The sequence below is a fragment of the Roseburia sp. AF42-8 genome (assembly GCF_003435965.1).
Lineage (GTDB): Bacteria > Bacillota > Clostridia > Lachnospirales > Lachnospiraceae > Roseburia_C > Roseburia_C amylophila.
Window position 1 is genome coordinate 67,377 of record NZ_QTVB01000001.1, and the last position, 13,907, is coordinate 81,283.

The 13,907-nt window shown below is 41.3% G+C and carries 15 protein-coding genes; 14 read left to right on the forward strand and 1 reads right to left on the reverse strand.

The window, feature by feature from the left end; all coding sequences use genetic code 11:
• Nucleotides 1-30 precede the first annotated feature (30 nt).
• A complete protein-coding gene (locus DW059_RS00320) occupies nt 31-225 on the reverse strand; it encodes a YjfB family protein (RefSeq protein ID WP_022243568.1) in 195 nt (64 codons plus the stop codon).
• Between the two features lie 39 nt (nt 226-264).
• Here DW059_RS00320 and trxB point away from each other — a divergent pair, with 39 nt between their 5' ends.
• From trxB to prfB, 14 genes are all read left to right on the forward strand, one after another.
• Nucleotides 265-1,269, forward strand: a complete 1,005-nt coding sequence (gene trxB / locus DW059_RS00325) for a thioredoxin-disulfide reductase (RefSeq protein ID WP_117696690.1) — start codon at nt 265-267, stop codon at nt 1,267-1,269.
• Between the two features lie 125 nt (nt 1,270-1,394).
• Nucleotides 1,395-2,636 carry a C40 family peptidase gene (locus DW059_RS00330; RefSeq protein ID WP_117696693.1) on the forward strand — a complete coding sequence of 414 codons (1,242 nt, stop codon included), beginning with the start codon at nt 1,395-1,397 and terminating at the stop codon, nt 2,634-2,636.
• 399 nt (nt 2,637-3,035) lie between these two features.
• Nucleotides 3,036-4,031, forward strand: coding sequence for an aldo/keto reductase (locus DW059_RS00335; RefSeq protein WP_117696696.1), 996 nt, complete (start codon nt 3,036-3,038; stop codon nt 4,029-4,031).
• Between the two features lie 642 nt (nt 4,032-4,673).
• Entirely contained in the window at nt 4,674-5,345 is a 672-nt protein-coding gene (locus DW059_RS00340; protein ID WP_117696699.1) for a WecB/TagA/CpsF family glycosyltransferase, read from the forward strand.
• 81 nt (nt 5,346-5,426) lie between these two features.
• A complete protein-coding gene (locus DW059_RS16805; protein ID WP_334294159.1) occupies nt 5,427-5,567 on the forward strand; it encodes a hypothetical protein in 141 nt (46 codons plus the stop codon).
• Nucleotides 5,545-6,225: a YitT family protein gene (locus DW059_RS00345; protein WP_330408189.1), complete on the forward strand. Its 681-nt coding sequence runs from the start codon at nt 5,545-5,547 to the stop codon at nt 6,223-6,225. Before DW059_RS16805 ends, DW059_RS00345 begins: the two co-directional genes overlap by 23 nt.
• 150 nt (nt 6,226-6,375) lie before the next feature.
• Entirely contained in the window at nt 6,376-7,464 is a 1,089-nt protein-coding gene (locus DW059_RS00350) for a PucR family transcriptional regulator (RefSeq protein ID WP_117696702.1), read from the forward strand.
• A gap of 22 nt (nt 7,465-7,486) precedes the next feature.
• Nucleotides 7,487-8,170: a cell division ATP-binding protein FtsE gene (ftsE, locus tag DW059_RS00355; protein ID WP_022243561.1), complete on the forward strand. Its 684-nt coding sequence runs from the start codon at nt 7,487-7,489 to the stop codon at nt 8,168-8,170.
• A complete protein-coding gene (gene ftsX / locus DW059_RS00360; RefSeq protein ID WP_117696706.1) occupies nt 8,160-9,065 on the forward strand; it encodes a permease-like cell division protein FtsX in 906 nt (301 codons plus the stop codon). Before ftsE ends, ftsX begins: the two co-directional genes overlap by 11 nt.
• Nucleotides 9,066-9,144: 79 nt before the next feature.
• Nucleotides 9,145-10,362 carry a murein hydrolase activator EnvC family protein gene (locus DW059_RS00365; protein WP_117696709.1) on the forward strand — a complete coding sequence of 406 codons (1,218 nt, stop codon included), beginning with the start codon at nt 9,145-9,147 and terminating at the stop codon, nt 10,360-10,362.
• A gap of 16 nt (nt 10,363-10,378) precedes the next feature.
• Nucleotides 10,379-11,677, forward strand: coding sequence for a S41 family peptidase (locus DW059_RS00370; protein ID WP_117696713.1), 1,299 nt, complete (start codon nt 10,379-10,381; stop codon nt 11,675-11,677).
• Complete coding sequence (locus tag DW059_RS15845) at nt 11,677-11,841, forward strand: hypothetical protein (protein ID WP_022243557.1); 165 nt, start codon at nt 11,677-11,679, stop codon at nt 11,839-11,841. Before DW059_RS00370 ends, DW059_RS15845 begins: the two co-directional genes overlap by 1 nt.
• Nucleotides 11,834-12,535, forward strand: a complete 702-nt coding sequence (locus tag DW059_RS00375; RefSeq protein ID WP_117696716.1) for a DNA alkylation repair protein — start codon at nt 11,834-11,836, stop codon at nt 12,533-12,535. The genes DW059_RS15845 and DW059_RS00375 overlap by 8 nt, the downstream gene beginning before the upstream one ends.
• Nucleotides 12,536-12,778: 243 nt before the next feature.
• Nucleotides 12,779-13,907, forward strand: a protein-coding gene (gene prfB, locus DW059_RS00380) for a peptide chain release factor 2 (RefSeq protein WP_117696719.1) whose coding sequence is annotated in 2 segments (ribosomal slippage) — nt 12,779-12,853 and nt 12,855-13,907 — 1,128 coding nt in all. Because the reading frame shifts where the segments join, the coding sequence is not laid out codon by codon here.

Here is a 13,907-nt window from a genome sequence, read left to right on the forward strand (position 1 = left end):
TGTATTGTCTTGCAAAACCATACAGTGGATTTAAACGGAGACATCAAAGTTCCCGCCAACAGCAGGATTTACAGACAATTCCATGGCACGAATCAGGCTGTCACTCATACTCTGACTGACATCCAGCTGGTTACTCAGCATTGCAACTCCAATCGCTTCGCTGGTTGGAGTAGAGGCACTGTTGAGTGCGCTTAAAGCAGTATTGTTTAATGCTGCAATATCCATATCAGTCACATCCTTTCTGCTTTGATATGTACTTTCATTATGGCATGGCAGATTAGAAAAAGCAAGGAAACATTCATATATTTTGGAAAAGGTGGTATACTTATCCTACTGAAGAAATGGAGGAGCCACAACATGTATGATGTGATTATAATAGGAAGCGGCCCTGCAGGGCTGTCGGCGGCAATTTATGCAGGAAGAGCAAAATTTGATACACTTATAATAGAAGAAAAGCCAATGAGCGGAGGTCAGATTGTCAATACCAGTGAAGTGGACAACTATCCGGGACTGCCAGGAGTGGGTGGATTTGAACTGGCACAGAAGATGCGGGAGCATGCCCAAAAGAGCGGCGTGACTTTTGTAAAAGAACAGGTCGTATCGGTAGAGGATAAGCAGGAAAAGAAGTTAGTAACAACCAATCAGAACCAGTACGAAGCAAAAGCAGTAATCATTGCATCAGGAGCATCTTACCGGAAGCTTGGGGTACCGGGGGAGGAAAGACTTACCGGTATGGGAGTTTCATATTGTGCTACCTGCGATGGAGCATTTTTCCGGAATCGGACTGTTGCGGTGGCAGGCGGTGGTGATGTCGCGTTAGAGGATGCACTCTTTTTGGCAAGAGGTTGTGAAAAAGTATACCTCATTCACCGGAGAGACAGTTTCCGTGGCGCAAAAGTGTTAGCGGAGCAGGTGCAGACAAATGAAAAAATTGAAATTTTATATGATACCGTAGTAGAGGAAATCTGCGGTGAAGGAATGGTAGAGAAAATCAAAATATTAAATAAGAAGGCACAGGAAGAAAAAATGCTTCCGGTAAATGGCATTTTTGTTGCTGTGGGAATGGTGCCGAATACCGTAAAAGTAATACCGCATCTGGCATTGGATGATACAGGATATATCAAAGCCGGAGAGGATGGAAGGAGCAGTGTGCCTGGCATATATGCAGTGGGGGATGTCAGAACCAAACAGCTGCGCCAGGTCGTAACGGCAGTAGCAGATGGCGCCAATGCCATTGCTTCTATGGAAAGTGATGGAATGATTTCGTAAAAGAAAGGAAAGAATGTTGTAAAAAAAGCGGGAATTTTAGGTTGACATGACAGGTTAGCTGCGCTATAATGACTCTGTAATAAATGTAATAAATTTGTAACAAATCGTTAGGTTTGGAGGTTTTTATGTATAAGAAAGCGTTAAGATTAACAGCCTGCGGACTCGCAAGCGCATTATTAATCACTGGAAGCAATGCAACAACATATGCAGCACCAGTCGCAGGTGTTACTTCAGCAATGGAAGTGGGGGCTTCCAATGACACATTAGTAGCAGGTTTTTCTTTGACATTCAGCAATTATATGGCAAGCAGTGAGCTTGTAGCAAAGGCGAATGTGGCAACTGCACAGAATAATGATACACCTGTTGTTACAGAAGGGGATGCAGCACAGCAGGATACAGCAGAAGAGGCACAGCCGGCAGAAGAAGATCCGTTCGCAAATGTGGCAATTGCACAGGTTGATAACTATGTAAATATCAGAAGCGAAGCATCAGAAGACAGTGAGGTGCTTGGTAAGCTTTATAATAATTCAGCAGCAACCGTCCAGCAGACCGTAGATGGATGGTATCAGATTACTTCTGGCACCGTTACCGGTTATGTTAAGAGTGAATATGTAGTAGTCGGCAATGAAGAGCTGGCCCGTTCCGTCGGACGTCGTGTAGCAACTGTAAATGAAGATGCAGTTACTTTATTTGTGAGAACAGAGCCTTCTACCGATTCTAAGAAACTTGGAATGGTTGCAGGACTGGATGATTTGACAGTTACAGATGAGTCTGTAGATGGATGGGTAAAAGTTTCCATCGAAGAGGGCGAGGGATATGTATCCGCTGATTATGTAACATTATCTACTGAATTCGTTCAGGCAGAATCCAAAGAAGAAGAAGCCGCAAGACTTGCAAAAGAAGAGGCTGAAAGAAAAGCAGCAGAAGAAGCAGCAAAGAAAGCAGCAGAAAAATCTTCTAAGAGCAGCAGCTCATCCTCCAGTACATCTGGTGGTACATCTACATACAATGCACCATCCGGATCTGATGGAGCAGCAGTTGCAAACTTCGCAAGCCAGTTCGTTGGTAATCCATATGTAGCAGGTGGAACAAGCTTAACAAACGGAGCAGACTGTTCCGGATTTGTAATGAGTGTGTATGCACAGTTTGGAGTATCATTACCACATTCTTCAGGAGCAATGAGAGGCTGCGGATATGAAGTTGGTACAGACCAGATGCAGCCGGGCGATATCGTATGCTACAGTGGACATGTTGCAATTTATGTTGGTAACAACACAATCGTACATGCCAGCACACCGTCATCAGGAATCAAATTTACATCACCGATTGACTATAAGCCAGTTCTTTCTGTAAGACGTATTTTCTAGGATGTCCGGATTTGATTTACGCGAGTAGCGAGAAAAATCGCATGCTTGCATGCAGATTTGGCGAGCGCCGCGATAACTCGAGAAACTCGCAAAGCGTGTTTCTTGTAGTTTATGGTAAAATTAAGGATGAAATAATATTGAAAAGGATAAACAGGGACTGTTGCGGTTGCAACAGTCCTTTTTTTGCTTTACAGGAAATTGCTTTCCTGTAAAGTAAAAAACGTTCCGCGAGGATGCACACTGCAGGTAGACATTTGGAAAAAAGCAGATATAAAAATTTGATACGTTATTAAAAGATATTCTATTTTTATCTGGAAAAACTGCAATTATAATAAAATCAGCCAATAAAGTGGCGGAGGCGCATTATTATAGAATGAAAGGAAAGGCAGGTTACCACAGATGGAATATACAGCATCAGAACAAAGATATGAAACCATGAAATACAGAAGAGTAGGAAAGAGCGGATTGTTGTTTCCTGTGTTGTCCCTTGGTTTCTGGCATAATTTTGGAACCAATGATAATTATGAGAACATGAAGGCGATGTGTTTTACGGCATTTGACCATGGAGTCACACAGTTTGACCTGGCAAATAATTATGGCCCGGAATATGGCAGTGCAGAGAGTAATCTTGGCAGAATCATGCGGGAAGAATTGCGTGCCTACCGCGATGAATTATTGATTACAACGAAAGCAGGTTATGATATGTGGCCGGGACCTTATGGGGACCATGGCAGCAGGAAGTATCTGATTGCGAGCTTAGACCAGAGCTTAAAACGTATGGGACTTGAATACGTGGACATTTTTTATCATCACAGAATGGATCCGGATACGCCATTGGAAGAAACCATGCTGGCATTAGACCAGATTGTAAGAAGCGGAAAAGCATTATATGTAGGAATATCCAATTATGATGGCGTGCATATGAAACAGGCAGCTGAAATCTTGGAAGATTTAAAGTGTCCGTTTGTGATAAACCAGAACCGCTATAATATCTTTGACCGTACGGTAGAGAATAATGGCTTGCTAGAAGCTGCAAAAGAGAAGGGGAAAGGTGTGATCGCATTTTCTCCACTTGCACAGGGAATGCTGACAGATAAGTATATCGGTGGAATTCCGGAGGACAGCCGGATTAAAAGAGATGGCAGATTCCTTCATGCATCCGACCTTACGGAAACAAGAATGCAGCAGATTAAGAGCCTGAATGAAATTGCAAAGCGCCGTGGACAGACACTGGCACAGATGGCATTAAGCTGGATATTAAAGGATGAGACGGTAGCAAGTGTTCTGATTGGCGCATCCCGTCCGCAGCAGATATTAGATAATTTAAAGATTGTAGATGCACCGGCACTTACCACGGAAGAGTTAGAAGAAATCGAAGCTGTCTGCAGAGCCTGAAGCCTGGACGCAGATGCAGTTTTGAAAAAAAGAATAGAAGGAATTGTTCATACAATTTTCTAATCAAAATAGTTATGTGAACGAATATGATATTATGTAAATATACATATGGGGAAGAGGTACTATTTTGAAAAGTGGAAAAGAAATTCATTTGACGGAAAAGAAGTGTAAATTGCAATCAGACAATTTTGCACTTCTTTTTTGAAAATATACAATATGCACAAAAAAGAAAAGAACGTCGAAAAAAAAGTGCTGGAAATCATAAAAAAGTCCCAAAAGTTATCCACATCGAAAAATGTGGAAATATCGAAAAAAAGGAGTTATACACCAAGTTATACACATTATCCACAGAAAAAAGGAGAAAAATATAGGTTTACATAGCAAAAAATAAGAACGGATGTTTTGTGAACAAATGATAAAGTTGATAACTTTTCAAAAAAATACACAAAATCTATTGACATTGCAATATTGAAAAAATCATATAAAATTGTCTGAAAATGTCAGTTTATTTACAAAGGTGTAAAAAGGCAATCTGAGAAAATTATTACAGAAAATTTGCACAATGGTTGAAAAAAACTGGAGCTTTTGCTATACTACTTGCATAAAAGCGCATGGAAATGCACAGAATAAGACAGGTGTAAGATGTTAAAGAAAATCGATATACTGGGAATAGAAGTAGATAATTATACAGTCCGTGAAGCAATGATGCAGGTGGAAAATTATCTGGATAACACGATAATGAATACCATAGAGACCATAGATATGAAGATGTTAGAACTGGCAGGACAGGATGAAACGGTGCGGGCGTGCATTGAACAGCTGGATCTTGCGGTAATCGGAGAGAAGGAGATTCTGATTGCGGCAGATGTTCATTCCAGCCAGCGGCTCAGTGAGACCATTAATCATGATTTCTTCCGGGAATTCATCAAGCGGATTATCCGTAACCATAAGAGAGTTTTTTTGTTGGCAGAAACCATTGCTCAGGAAGAACAGCTGGAGCATTTCCTTGTAGGAAAATACGAACAGATTGAGGTGGCGGGTCATTGTGCGATTGAGGAAAAGTCCAATGACTTTGAAAGTGTGGTAAATGAGATTAACAGTGCCAGTGCAGATGTTATTTTTTCCATTCTGCCGTCTCCGTTACAGGAACAGTTTTTGACAGAAAATAAAAGCAAACTGGATGCTAAAATATGGTATGGGTTGAGCAGTGATTATGCACCGCGTTCCCGTATCAGCAGAATATCCCAGATAGCGGGCAGATTGATTTATAAGAAGAAACTGCAGAGCAAATTACACAAATATAATAAAGATTAAAGGAAACGGATGGTTATGGGTCTGGGATATAAAAGACCGGCCATAGTGGATTATTTGTGTATGACAGCAGGAACCTGCCTTATGGGTATAGCAATTCAGTCCATCTATGACCCGGTAGGAATGGTTGTTGGTGGATTTACCGGAGTTGCAATTCTTATCAGACAACTGACAGTAAAATGGATTCCCGGAGAATTCCGTTATGGTTTACGAACCTGGCGTTGAATCTTCCGGTTTTTTATGCGCATGGAGAAGAAAGGGAAAGAAATTTTTGTGGCGGGCATTATATGGAATGGTAATGCTGTCTTTCTGGCTTCTGGTACTGCCTCACTGGAATATAGCCCAGGATGATTATATGCTGGCAGCTATTTATGGCGGATGCATCTCCGGAGCGGGAATCGGTCTGGTTCTGGTGACGAAGTCCTCTACTGGAGGGACAGATATGGTAGCCACTTTATTACAGCGTTTTCTTAAACAATATACCATTGCACAGACTATGCTGGTGTTAGATGGTATTATTGTGTTAAGCGGAATGTTTTTCTTTGGAGTAAAGCCGGCGTTATATGCTGTGGTGGCAATTTTTATAACAACGGAAGTATCGGATGCAATTATGGAAGGTATCAAATATTCCAAGGCGGCGTATATCATTACGGAAGATGCCGCTGAAGTGGCAGATGCACTGATGCACCGGATGAACCGCGGTGTTACGGCGATTCATGCAAAGGGAATGTATTCCGGAAATGAGAAGGACATACTCTTTTGTGCAGTGCCGAAAAAGGAAATTGTAGAGTTAAAAGAGATAGTAATGGAACTTGACGCGAAAGCTTTTGTAATTGTGACGGATGCCCGGGAAGTGCTGGGAGAAGGTTTTTTGGAATATTAGCATAAAAATATTCACATTTCCTCTTTATTTTTTTGACGTTTTGCATTAAAATAAGATTCAAAGAGTTTTATCTTTCACAAAAGGATGCGAATTTTTTGTGAAAGTTGTCCAGTAACTGGGGCGATATTGATAAGAGAAGGAGAAAAAAGTATGATTTCAAATCAGATACTTCAAAACACAATTGACGGTTTGAAAGGGATTACAAGAGTGGATATGTGCATTATCGATACTGAGGGGAAAGTATTGGCAACCACATTTCCCGATGCAGATAATTATATCAATCCTGCATTGGCATTTGTAGAATCTCCGGCAGACAGTCAGGTGATTCAGGGATGCCAGTTCTTTAAAGTTTTTGATGATCATCAGATAGAATATGTTTTACTGGCAAATGGTGACAGTGATGATGTGTATATGGTGGGAAAAATTGCCGGTTTCCAGATTCAGAATCTTCTGGTAGCATATAAGGAACGGTTTGATAAGGACAACTTTATTAAGAATCTTTTATTGGATAATCTTCTTTTAGTAGATATTTATAACCGTGCGAAGAAGCTTCATATTGAGACGGAAGTACGCCGCGTGGTATATGTTGTAGAAACCAACCGGGAAAAGGACGGAAATGAACTGGAAAAAGTACGCAGTATCTTTGGTGGCAAGTCCAAGGATTTTGTGACAGCGGTAGATGAGAAAAATATCATTGTGGTAAAAGAACTTGCAGAAAATGAGACCTATGAGGATTTGGAGAAAACGGCAGAAGTTATCTTAAATCTGTTCAAGGCAGATGAAGACTGCGAGGCTTATATCGCATATGGTACCGTAGTAAATGAGATTAAGGAAGTATCCCGTTCTTATAAAGAAGCCCGAATGGCATTGGATGTAGGAAAGATATTCTTTGAAGAGAAGAATATTATTGCGTATTCTGCACTGGGAATTGGACGTCTGATTTATCAGCTCCCGATTCCACTTTGCAAAATGTTTATCAAAGAGATTTTCGATGGAAAATCTCCGGATGATTTTGATGAAGAAACACTTACTACCATCAATAAATTCTTTGAAAACAGCCTGAACGTTTCAGAAACATCCAGACAGTTATACATACACAGAAATACACTGGTATACCGTCTGGATAAACTGCAGAAAAGCACAGGCTTAGACCTTCGGGTATTTGAAGATGCCATTACATTTAAAATTGCGTTAATGGTAGTAAAATACATGAAATATATGGAGACATTGGATTACTAAGCAGTAGTTTTAGGAGGAACACATGATTAAGCTTGAACATGTAAGCAAGTCATATTCGGCAGGAATACCGGCATTAAATGATATCAGTCTTAATATAGAAGAAGGGGAATTTGTCTTTATCGTTGGAAACAGCGGCTCCGGAAAGTCAACACTGATTAAATTATTGTTAAAAGAATTAGAGCCGACCAAAGGGGTTATTACGATTAACAACCGTAATTTAAATGCAATCCGGAGAAAGCAGATACCGAAATATCGTCGTAATGTAGGTGTTGTGTTTCAGGATTTCCGCCTGTTGAAAGACAGAAATGTATATGAGAATGTAGCATTTGCCCAGAAGGTAATAGGTACTCCGGCAAGGCTCATAAGAAGCAGTGTACCGACCATGTTATCTATGGTAGGGCTGGCAGCAAAATATAAATCTTATCCAAAACAGTTGTCCGGTGGAGAACAGCAGCGGGTTGCCATTGCAAGAGCACTGGTAAATCAGCCGAAGATTCTTCTGGCAGATGAGCCGACCGGTAATCTCGATAACCATAATGCATGGGAAATCATGAAGCTCTTAGAGGAGATTAACCAGAAGGGAACGACAGTAGTCGTTGTTACACATAATCTTGAGATTGTCAAGGCAATGAAGAAACGTGTAATCACAATGAAGAAAGGCGTCATTATCAGTGACGAGAAAGGTGATTGCAGCGATGAGGATTAGTTCGTTTTTCTATTCAATAAAACAGGGTATCAAGAATATCTGGCGTAACAAAATGTTTTCAATAGCATCTATTGCGACTATGTGTGCCTGTATCTTTTTGTTTGGTCTTTTTTATTCAATTGTAGAAAACTTTCAGTCAATGGTAAAAGAGGCAGAGGAAGGCGTTGCAGTATCTGTTTTCTTTAATGAAGGAATCTCACAGGAACAGATAGATGAGATTGGCAATAAAATTAGTAAGCGTGTGGAAGTTGCCAGCTATGAATTTATTTCCGCAGATGAAGCGTGGGAAAGGTGTAAAGAGACATATTTTGGTGGCTCAGAAGAAGCAGCAGAGGGATTTGCGGAGAATCCACTTGCTAATTCTGCCAGTTATGAAATTTATATGAAAGATGTTTCCATGCAGGATGCACTGGTTACATATTTAGAGTCCTTAGATGGCGTAAGGGAAGTGCATCATTCTGCAGTGGTGGCAAATACATTGTCTGATTTTAATAAACTGATTGCGTATGTTTCCGGAGGCATTATCTTAATCCTGCTTGCGGTTGCTATCTTCTTAATCAGTAATACCGTTACAGTTGGCATCTCGGTACGAAGAGAAGAGATTGCGATTATGAAGCTGATTGGAGCTACGGATTCTTTTGTGCGGGCACCATTTGTAGTAGAGGGTGTGCTGATTGGACTTCTGGGTTCTGCATTGCCACTGATTCTGCTTTACTTCATGTATGGCAAGATTATAGTATATGTAGCGGACAAATTCAGCTTTTTAGATAATATTATGAATTTTATTCCGGTTGCAGAACTGTTTCACAGTCTGGTTCCGATTTCACTGCTGTTGGGAGTGGGAATTGGATTTGTTGGCAGCCGGCTGACTATTAAGAAGCATTTGAAAGTATAAGGATAAAGGGTATCGCCTGTGTACTGGGGCAGTCACAGGGATACCCTGTTTTGAATATATAAAAGGTGATGAGAATAAGATGAAGATACGAAGAAAGGTAACAACCGCAATACTGACAGCTGTGATGTTACTTTCTCCGGTGATGGAGATATCTGCCAGCAGCCTGTCTGATGCACAGAAGGAAAAAGAAAATTTAGAGAAGCAGTTAGAGGATGCTCAAAGTGTCATTGACGGACTGAAAGATTCCAAGGCTGATATTCAGACGAAGGTAAAGGAATTAGATCAGCAGCTTACAAGCATTTCTCTTGAAATTACCAATACACAGGCACAGTTAGAGGAAAAGAGTGCCGAGATTACAGACACCCAAAGCGAATTAGAGGATGCACAGGCGGATGTGGCAAGCCAGGCAGAAACTATGAGCAAACGGATTCAGTTCATGTATGAAAATAGTGGAAAAATGTCATATCTGGAAGCATTTTTTCAATCCGGCAGTATGGCAGAATTTTTGAATCAGGCAGAATATATCCGGCAGATTTCAGAATATGATAGAGATATGCTGCAGCAGTACAATGACAGTGTACAGACCGTGGCAGATGCCAAGGAACAGTTAGAACAGGAATATACAGAGCTGGAAGAATTAAAGGCACAGGTAGAATCCCAGCAGCAGACCGTGCAGGCTCTGATGGATGCCAAGGAAGACGAACTGGATAAGGTAAAGAGTGACATTACGGTGGCACAGTCGGATGCAGATGCAGTACAGGCAGAGATTGATGCACAGAATGAAATTATTGCGCAGATTCAGGCAGAGGAAGCCAGAAAAAAAGCGGAAGAAGAGAAACGAAGACAGGAAGCAGAGGAAAATGGAACTACTCCGGATACGACTCCTGGAGATGTATACAGTGGCGGGGCTTTTGTATGGCCGTGTCCGAGCAGTACCAGGGTAACCAGTGATTACGGAACGCGATTATCTCCGACCCAGGGAGCATCCTCTAATCATAAGGGACTGGATATTGGGGCAAGCTATGGTGCGAGTATTGTGGCGGCGGCAGATGGAACGGTTTCCTATGCAGGCTATAATAATGGAATGGGCAACTATGTAATGATCAGCCACGGCAGCGGGCTATATACAGTATATGGGCATGCTTCGGCACTTTTGGTATCCACCGGTGATAAAGTCACGGCGGGACAGACGATAGCCCAGGTAGGAAGTACCGGTATATCTACTGGAAATCATTTACATTTTGGCGTATCCTTAAATGGAAGCTATGTAAGCCCATGGAATTATCTGAGTAAATAGTAAAAGAGGAAGAAAGATGGACGAAATAAGGGAAGAGACAAATTCAGCAGAAGCAATCAGGCAGGAAATAAAGGAAAAGAAAAGAACTTACTGGCGTGGTGCGATTACCGGTGCTGCTTCGGTCATGGCGGTATTGCTGATTGTATTATTGATTGGTATTTACAGTGGTACTGTGGTAATTGGTGGAAAAGGCGTAACAGGAGGCAGCCAGACGGTAGCAGCATCAGATGGTGATCTGCTTTCAAAGGATGTCATCAATAAGCTTGATAATCTGGCAGACCAGATTAATGCAGATTATTATGAAGATGTGGATCAGGAAGACTTGATTAACGGAATGTATAAAGGCTTGTTTGAGGGGATCGGAGACCCATATAGTGAGTATTATACCCCGGAAGAATATGAAGATATCATGATATCTACCCATGCAAATTATTATGGAATCGGAGCAGGACTTACCCAGGATAAGAATACCATGGAAGTATCCGTTACCCATATTTATGATAATTCTCCGGCACAGGAAGCAGGATTAAAAGAAGGCGATAAGATAGTCAAGGTAGATGATATTGAAGCCACTTCTATGGATTTGTCGGAATTGGTAACCAACATCCGTGGCGAAGAGGGAACCACCGTTCATCTGGTAATTGAAAGAGAAGGGGAATCAGAAAATCTGGAATTTGATGTGTCCCGTGCCAAAGTAGATATTCCAACAGTAGCTTATAAAATGTTAGAAAACAATATCGGATATATACAGGTATCTGAATTTGCAGAGAATACACCAACCCAGTTTTCGGATGCAATTACAGATTTACAGGGTCAGGGTATGGAGAAGCTGGTTATTGATTTACGTGATAATGGCGGCGGAATGGTAGTATCCTGTCAGCAGATGTTGGATATGATTCTTCCGGAAGGAACTGTTGTTTATACGGAAGATAAATATGGCAACCGTCAGGATTATACTTCTGATGCAGAGCATTATCTTGATATGCCGATTGCAGTATTAGTCAATGGCAATTCCGCCAGTGCATCCGAGATATTTGCAGGAGCCATCCGGGATTTTGATTATGGAACACTGATTGGAACCACAACCTTTGGAAAAGGCATTGTGCAGAATATCATGCAGTTAAAGGACGGCAGTGCCATTAAGCTTACGGTAGCAAAATATTATACACCAAACGGTGATAACATCCATGGAACCGGAATTACACCGGATGTTGAAATTGAATATGAGTACACCGGAGATACCGAGGGTACTTATGATGAGATGCAGGATAATCAGATATTAAAAGCCATTGAAGTATTGAACGGAGAAGAATAATGAAGATGAATAACGAAGAGAAGAAAAAACTTATCATTCGCTATGTGGTGGCAGTAATTCTTTTGGTAGTTACCATTCTCGTACTTAAGGGGATGTATCAGGATGCGGAAGAGCATGACAATGCACAGAATACAGAAATTACAACAGAGATAAATCATGAGTGAATTAAATGAAAAGATTCGCCAGCAGTTAATGGAATGGGCAGAACCGGATTTTGGCACCTTTTCCGCCGGATTGATTCCGGGGGAAAAACATGTGCTTGGAGTAAGGCTGCCATTACTTCGTTCTTATGCAAAAGAATTAGCAAAAGGAGACTGGCAGACTTACCTTTCACAGGCATCGGATGATTCCATGGAAGAGACCATGTTACAGGGAATGACCTTAGGCTATGTGAAAAGTGATTTCGCAGGAATCCGTCCGTATCTTGATGCCTTTCTTCCAAAGATTAAGAACTGGTCGGTATGTGACAGCACCTGTGCAAGTTTAAAAATTGCCAGAAAAGAGCCGGAGGCAGTTTTAGAATATTTACTGCCTTATCTTCGCAGTGATGAAGAATTTTTCATCCGGTTTGGCGTTGTGATGTTATTAGATCATTTTATTACGGAAGACTATATCGACCTTGTCTTAGAAGAGATGGATAAGATTCATCAGGATGCCTATTATGTGAAAATGGCAGTAGCCTGGAATTTGTCCGTGTGTTTTGTGAAGTTCCGGGATAAAACACTTTCCTATCTCAGGACAAATCATCTGGATGACTGGACTTACAATAAGACGATACAGAAAATCAGGGAATCCTATCGCGTGACCAAAGAGGATAAGGAAATGCTCTTAAAAATGAAACGGAAAGCAGAAAAATAGACTTTTCAACCAATATTAAGGAAAATATAATTGATTCGAAGCCGGGAAACCACTATAATGTTTATAGTGGTTTTTCTTACTTTGCAGGAAATTGCTTTCCTGCAAAGAAAAAACGCTCCGCGGGGATGCGCACTGCGGCGTATAAGGTAGATGTCGCAAGCGACCGCGCAGGCGCGAGAATGTGCCAAGGCACATTCTTTGTTATACAGAAAATCATAAGAATATAAGAAAGTTGGTGATACTGTGGTTGAATTGGACGCATACCGATACAAATTGGGAACCTATAAGGCTCCACTGCAGGAAGTGAGGGATTCACTTTGACTTAGCAGATAAGTCAAAAAAAATCGAAGAATTGGAACGGGAGATGGAAGCACCAGATTTCTGGAATGATGCAGAAGTGTCCCAGCAGAAGATGAAAGAGTTAAAAAGCTATAAGGATGACGTGGCAGTCTGTGCACAGCTGGAAGAGAAACTTTCCGACATTGAAACACTGATTGCGATGGGAGATGAAGAGAATGATGTTTCCCTGATTCCGGAAATCGAAGAAGAGATAAAGGAATACGAAGAAGCGTTTGAAAAGATTCGGATCAAAACCCTGTTATCCGGAGAATATGATAAAGACAATGCAATTGTATCCTTACATGCAGGAGCAGGCGGAACAGAATCCTGTGACTGGGCATCCATGCTATACCGCATGTATACAAGATGGGCATCCGATAAAGGATTTGCCATTGAAGTACTGGATTCCTTAGATGGAGATGAAGCAGGAATCAAATCCATTACCTTTCAGGTAAACGGAGAAAATGCTTACGGTTATCTGAAATCAGAAAAAGGCGTACACCGTCTGGTGCGGATTTCACCGTTTAATGCGGCAGGAAAGCGTCAGACCTCCTTTGTATCATGTGATGTGATGCCGGATATTGAAGAAGACATTGATATTGAAGTAAAGGATGAAGATATAAGGATTGATACCTACCGTTCCAGCGGAGCCGGTGGACAGCATATCAATAAGACATCTTCAGCAATCCGGATTACCCATTTTCCGACGGGAATTGTAGTAACCTGCCAGAATGAGCGTTCCCAGCACATGAATAAAGACAAGGCAATGCAGATGTTAAAATCCAAGCTGTATTTATTGAAACAGCAGGAAAATGCAGATAAAGCAGCAGATATCCGTGGCGAAGTCACAGAAATTGGCTGGGGAAATCAGATACGCTCCTACGTATTGCAGCCGTATACTATGGTAAAAGATACCAGAACCGGCGTAGAGACGGGAAATACAGATGCAGTATTAGATGGAGATATCGATATTTTCATTAATGGATATTTAAAGTGGCTGTCACTGGGCTGTCCGGAGAAGATGGGAGAGTAA

What these genes read in the sequence shown, in the direction of transcription:
- DW059_RS00320 (WP_022243568.1), bottom strand. Translation starts at nt 225, where the DNA reads ATGGATATTGCAGCATTAAACAATACTGCTTTAAGCGCACTCAACAGT.
- trxB (WP_117696690.1), top strand. Translation starts at nt 265, where the DNA reads ATGGCATGGCAGATTAGAAAAAGCAAGGAAACATTCATATATTTTGGA.
- DW059_RS00330 (WP_117696693.1), top strand. Translation starts at nt 1,395, where the DNA reads ATGTATAAGAAAGCGTTAAGATTAACAGCCTGCGGACTCGCAAGCGCA.
- DW059_RS00335 (WP_117696696.1), top strand. Translation starts at nt 3,036, where the DNA reads ATGGAATATACAGCATCAGAACAAAGATATGAAACCATGAAATACAGA.
- DW059_RS00340 (WP_117696699.1), top strand. Translation starts at nt 4,674, where the DNA reads ATGTTAAAGAAAATCGATATACTGGGAATAGAAGTAGATAATTATACA.
- DW059_RS16805 (WP_334294159.1), top strand. Translation starts at nt 5,427, where the DNA reads ATGGGTATAGCAATTCAGTCCATCTATGACCCGGTAGGAATGGTTGTT.
- DW059_RS00345 (WP_330408189.1), top strand. Translation starts at nt 5,545, where the DNA reads ATGGTTTACGAACCTGGCGTTGAATCTTCCGGTTTTTTATGCGCATGG.
- DW059_RS00350 (WP_117696702.1), top strand. Translation starts at nt 6,376, where the DNA reads ATGATTTCAAATCAGATACTTCAAAACACAATTGACGGTTTGAAAGGG.
- ftsE (WP_022243561.1), top strand. Translation starts at nt 7,487, where the DNA reads ATGATTAAGCTTGAACATGTAAGCAAGTCATATTCGGCAGGAATACCG.
- ftsX (WP_117696706.1), top strand. Translation starts at nt 8,160, where the DNA reads ATGAGGATTAGTTCGTTTTTCTATTCAATAAAACAGGGTATCAAGAAT.
- DW059_RS00365 (WP_117696709.1), top strand. Translation starts at nt 9,145, where the DNA reads ATGAAGATACGAAGAAAGGTAACAACCGCAATACTGACAGCTGTGATG.
- DW059_RS00370 (WP_117696713.1), top strand. Translation starts at nt 10,379, where the DNA reads ATGGACGAAATAAGGGAAGAGACAAATTCAGCAGAAGCAATCAGGCAG.
- DW059_RS15845 (WP_022243557.1), top strand. Translation starts at nt 11,677, where the DNA reads ATGAAGATGAATAACGAAGAGAAGAAAAAACTTATCATTCGCTATGTG.
- DW059_RS00375 (WP_117696716.1), top strand. Translation starts at nt 11,834, where the DNA reads ATGAGTGAATTAAATGAAAAGATTCGCCAGCAGTTAATGGAATGGGCA.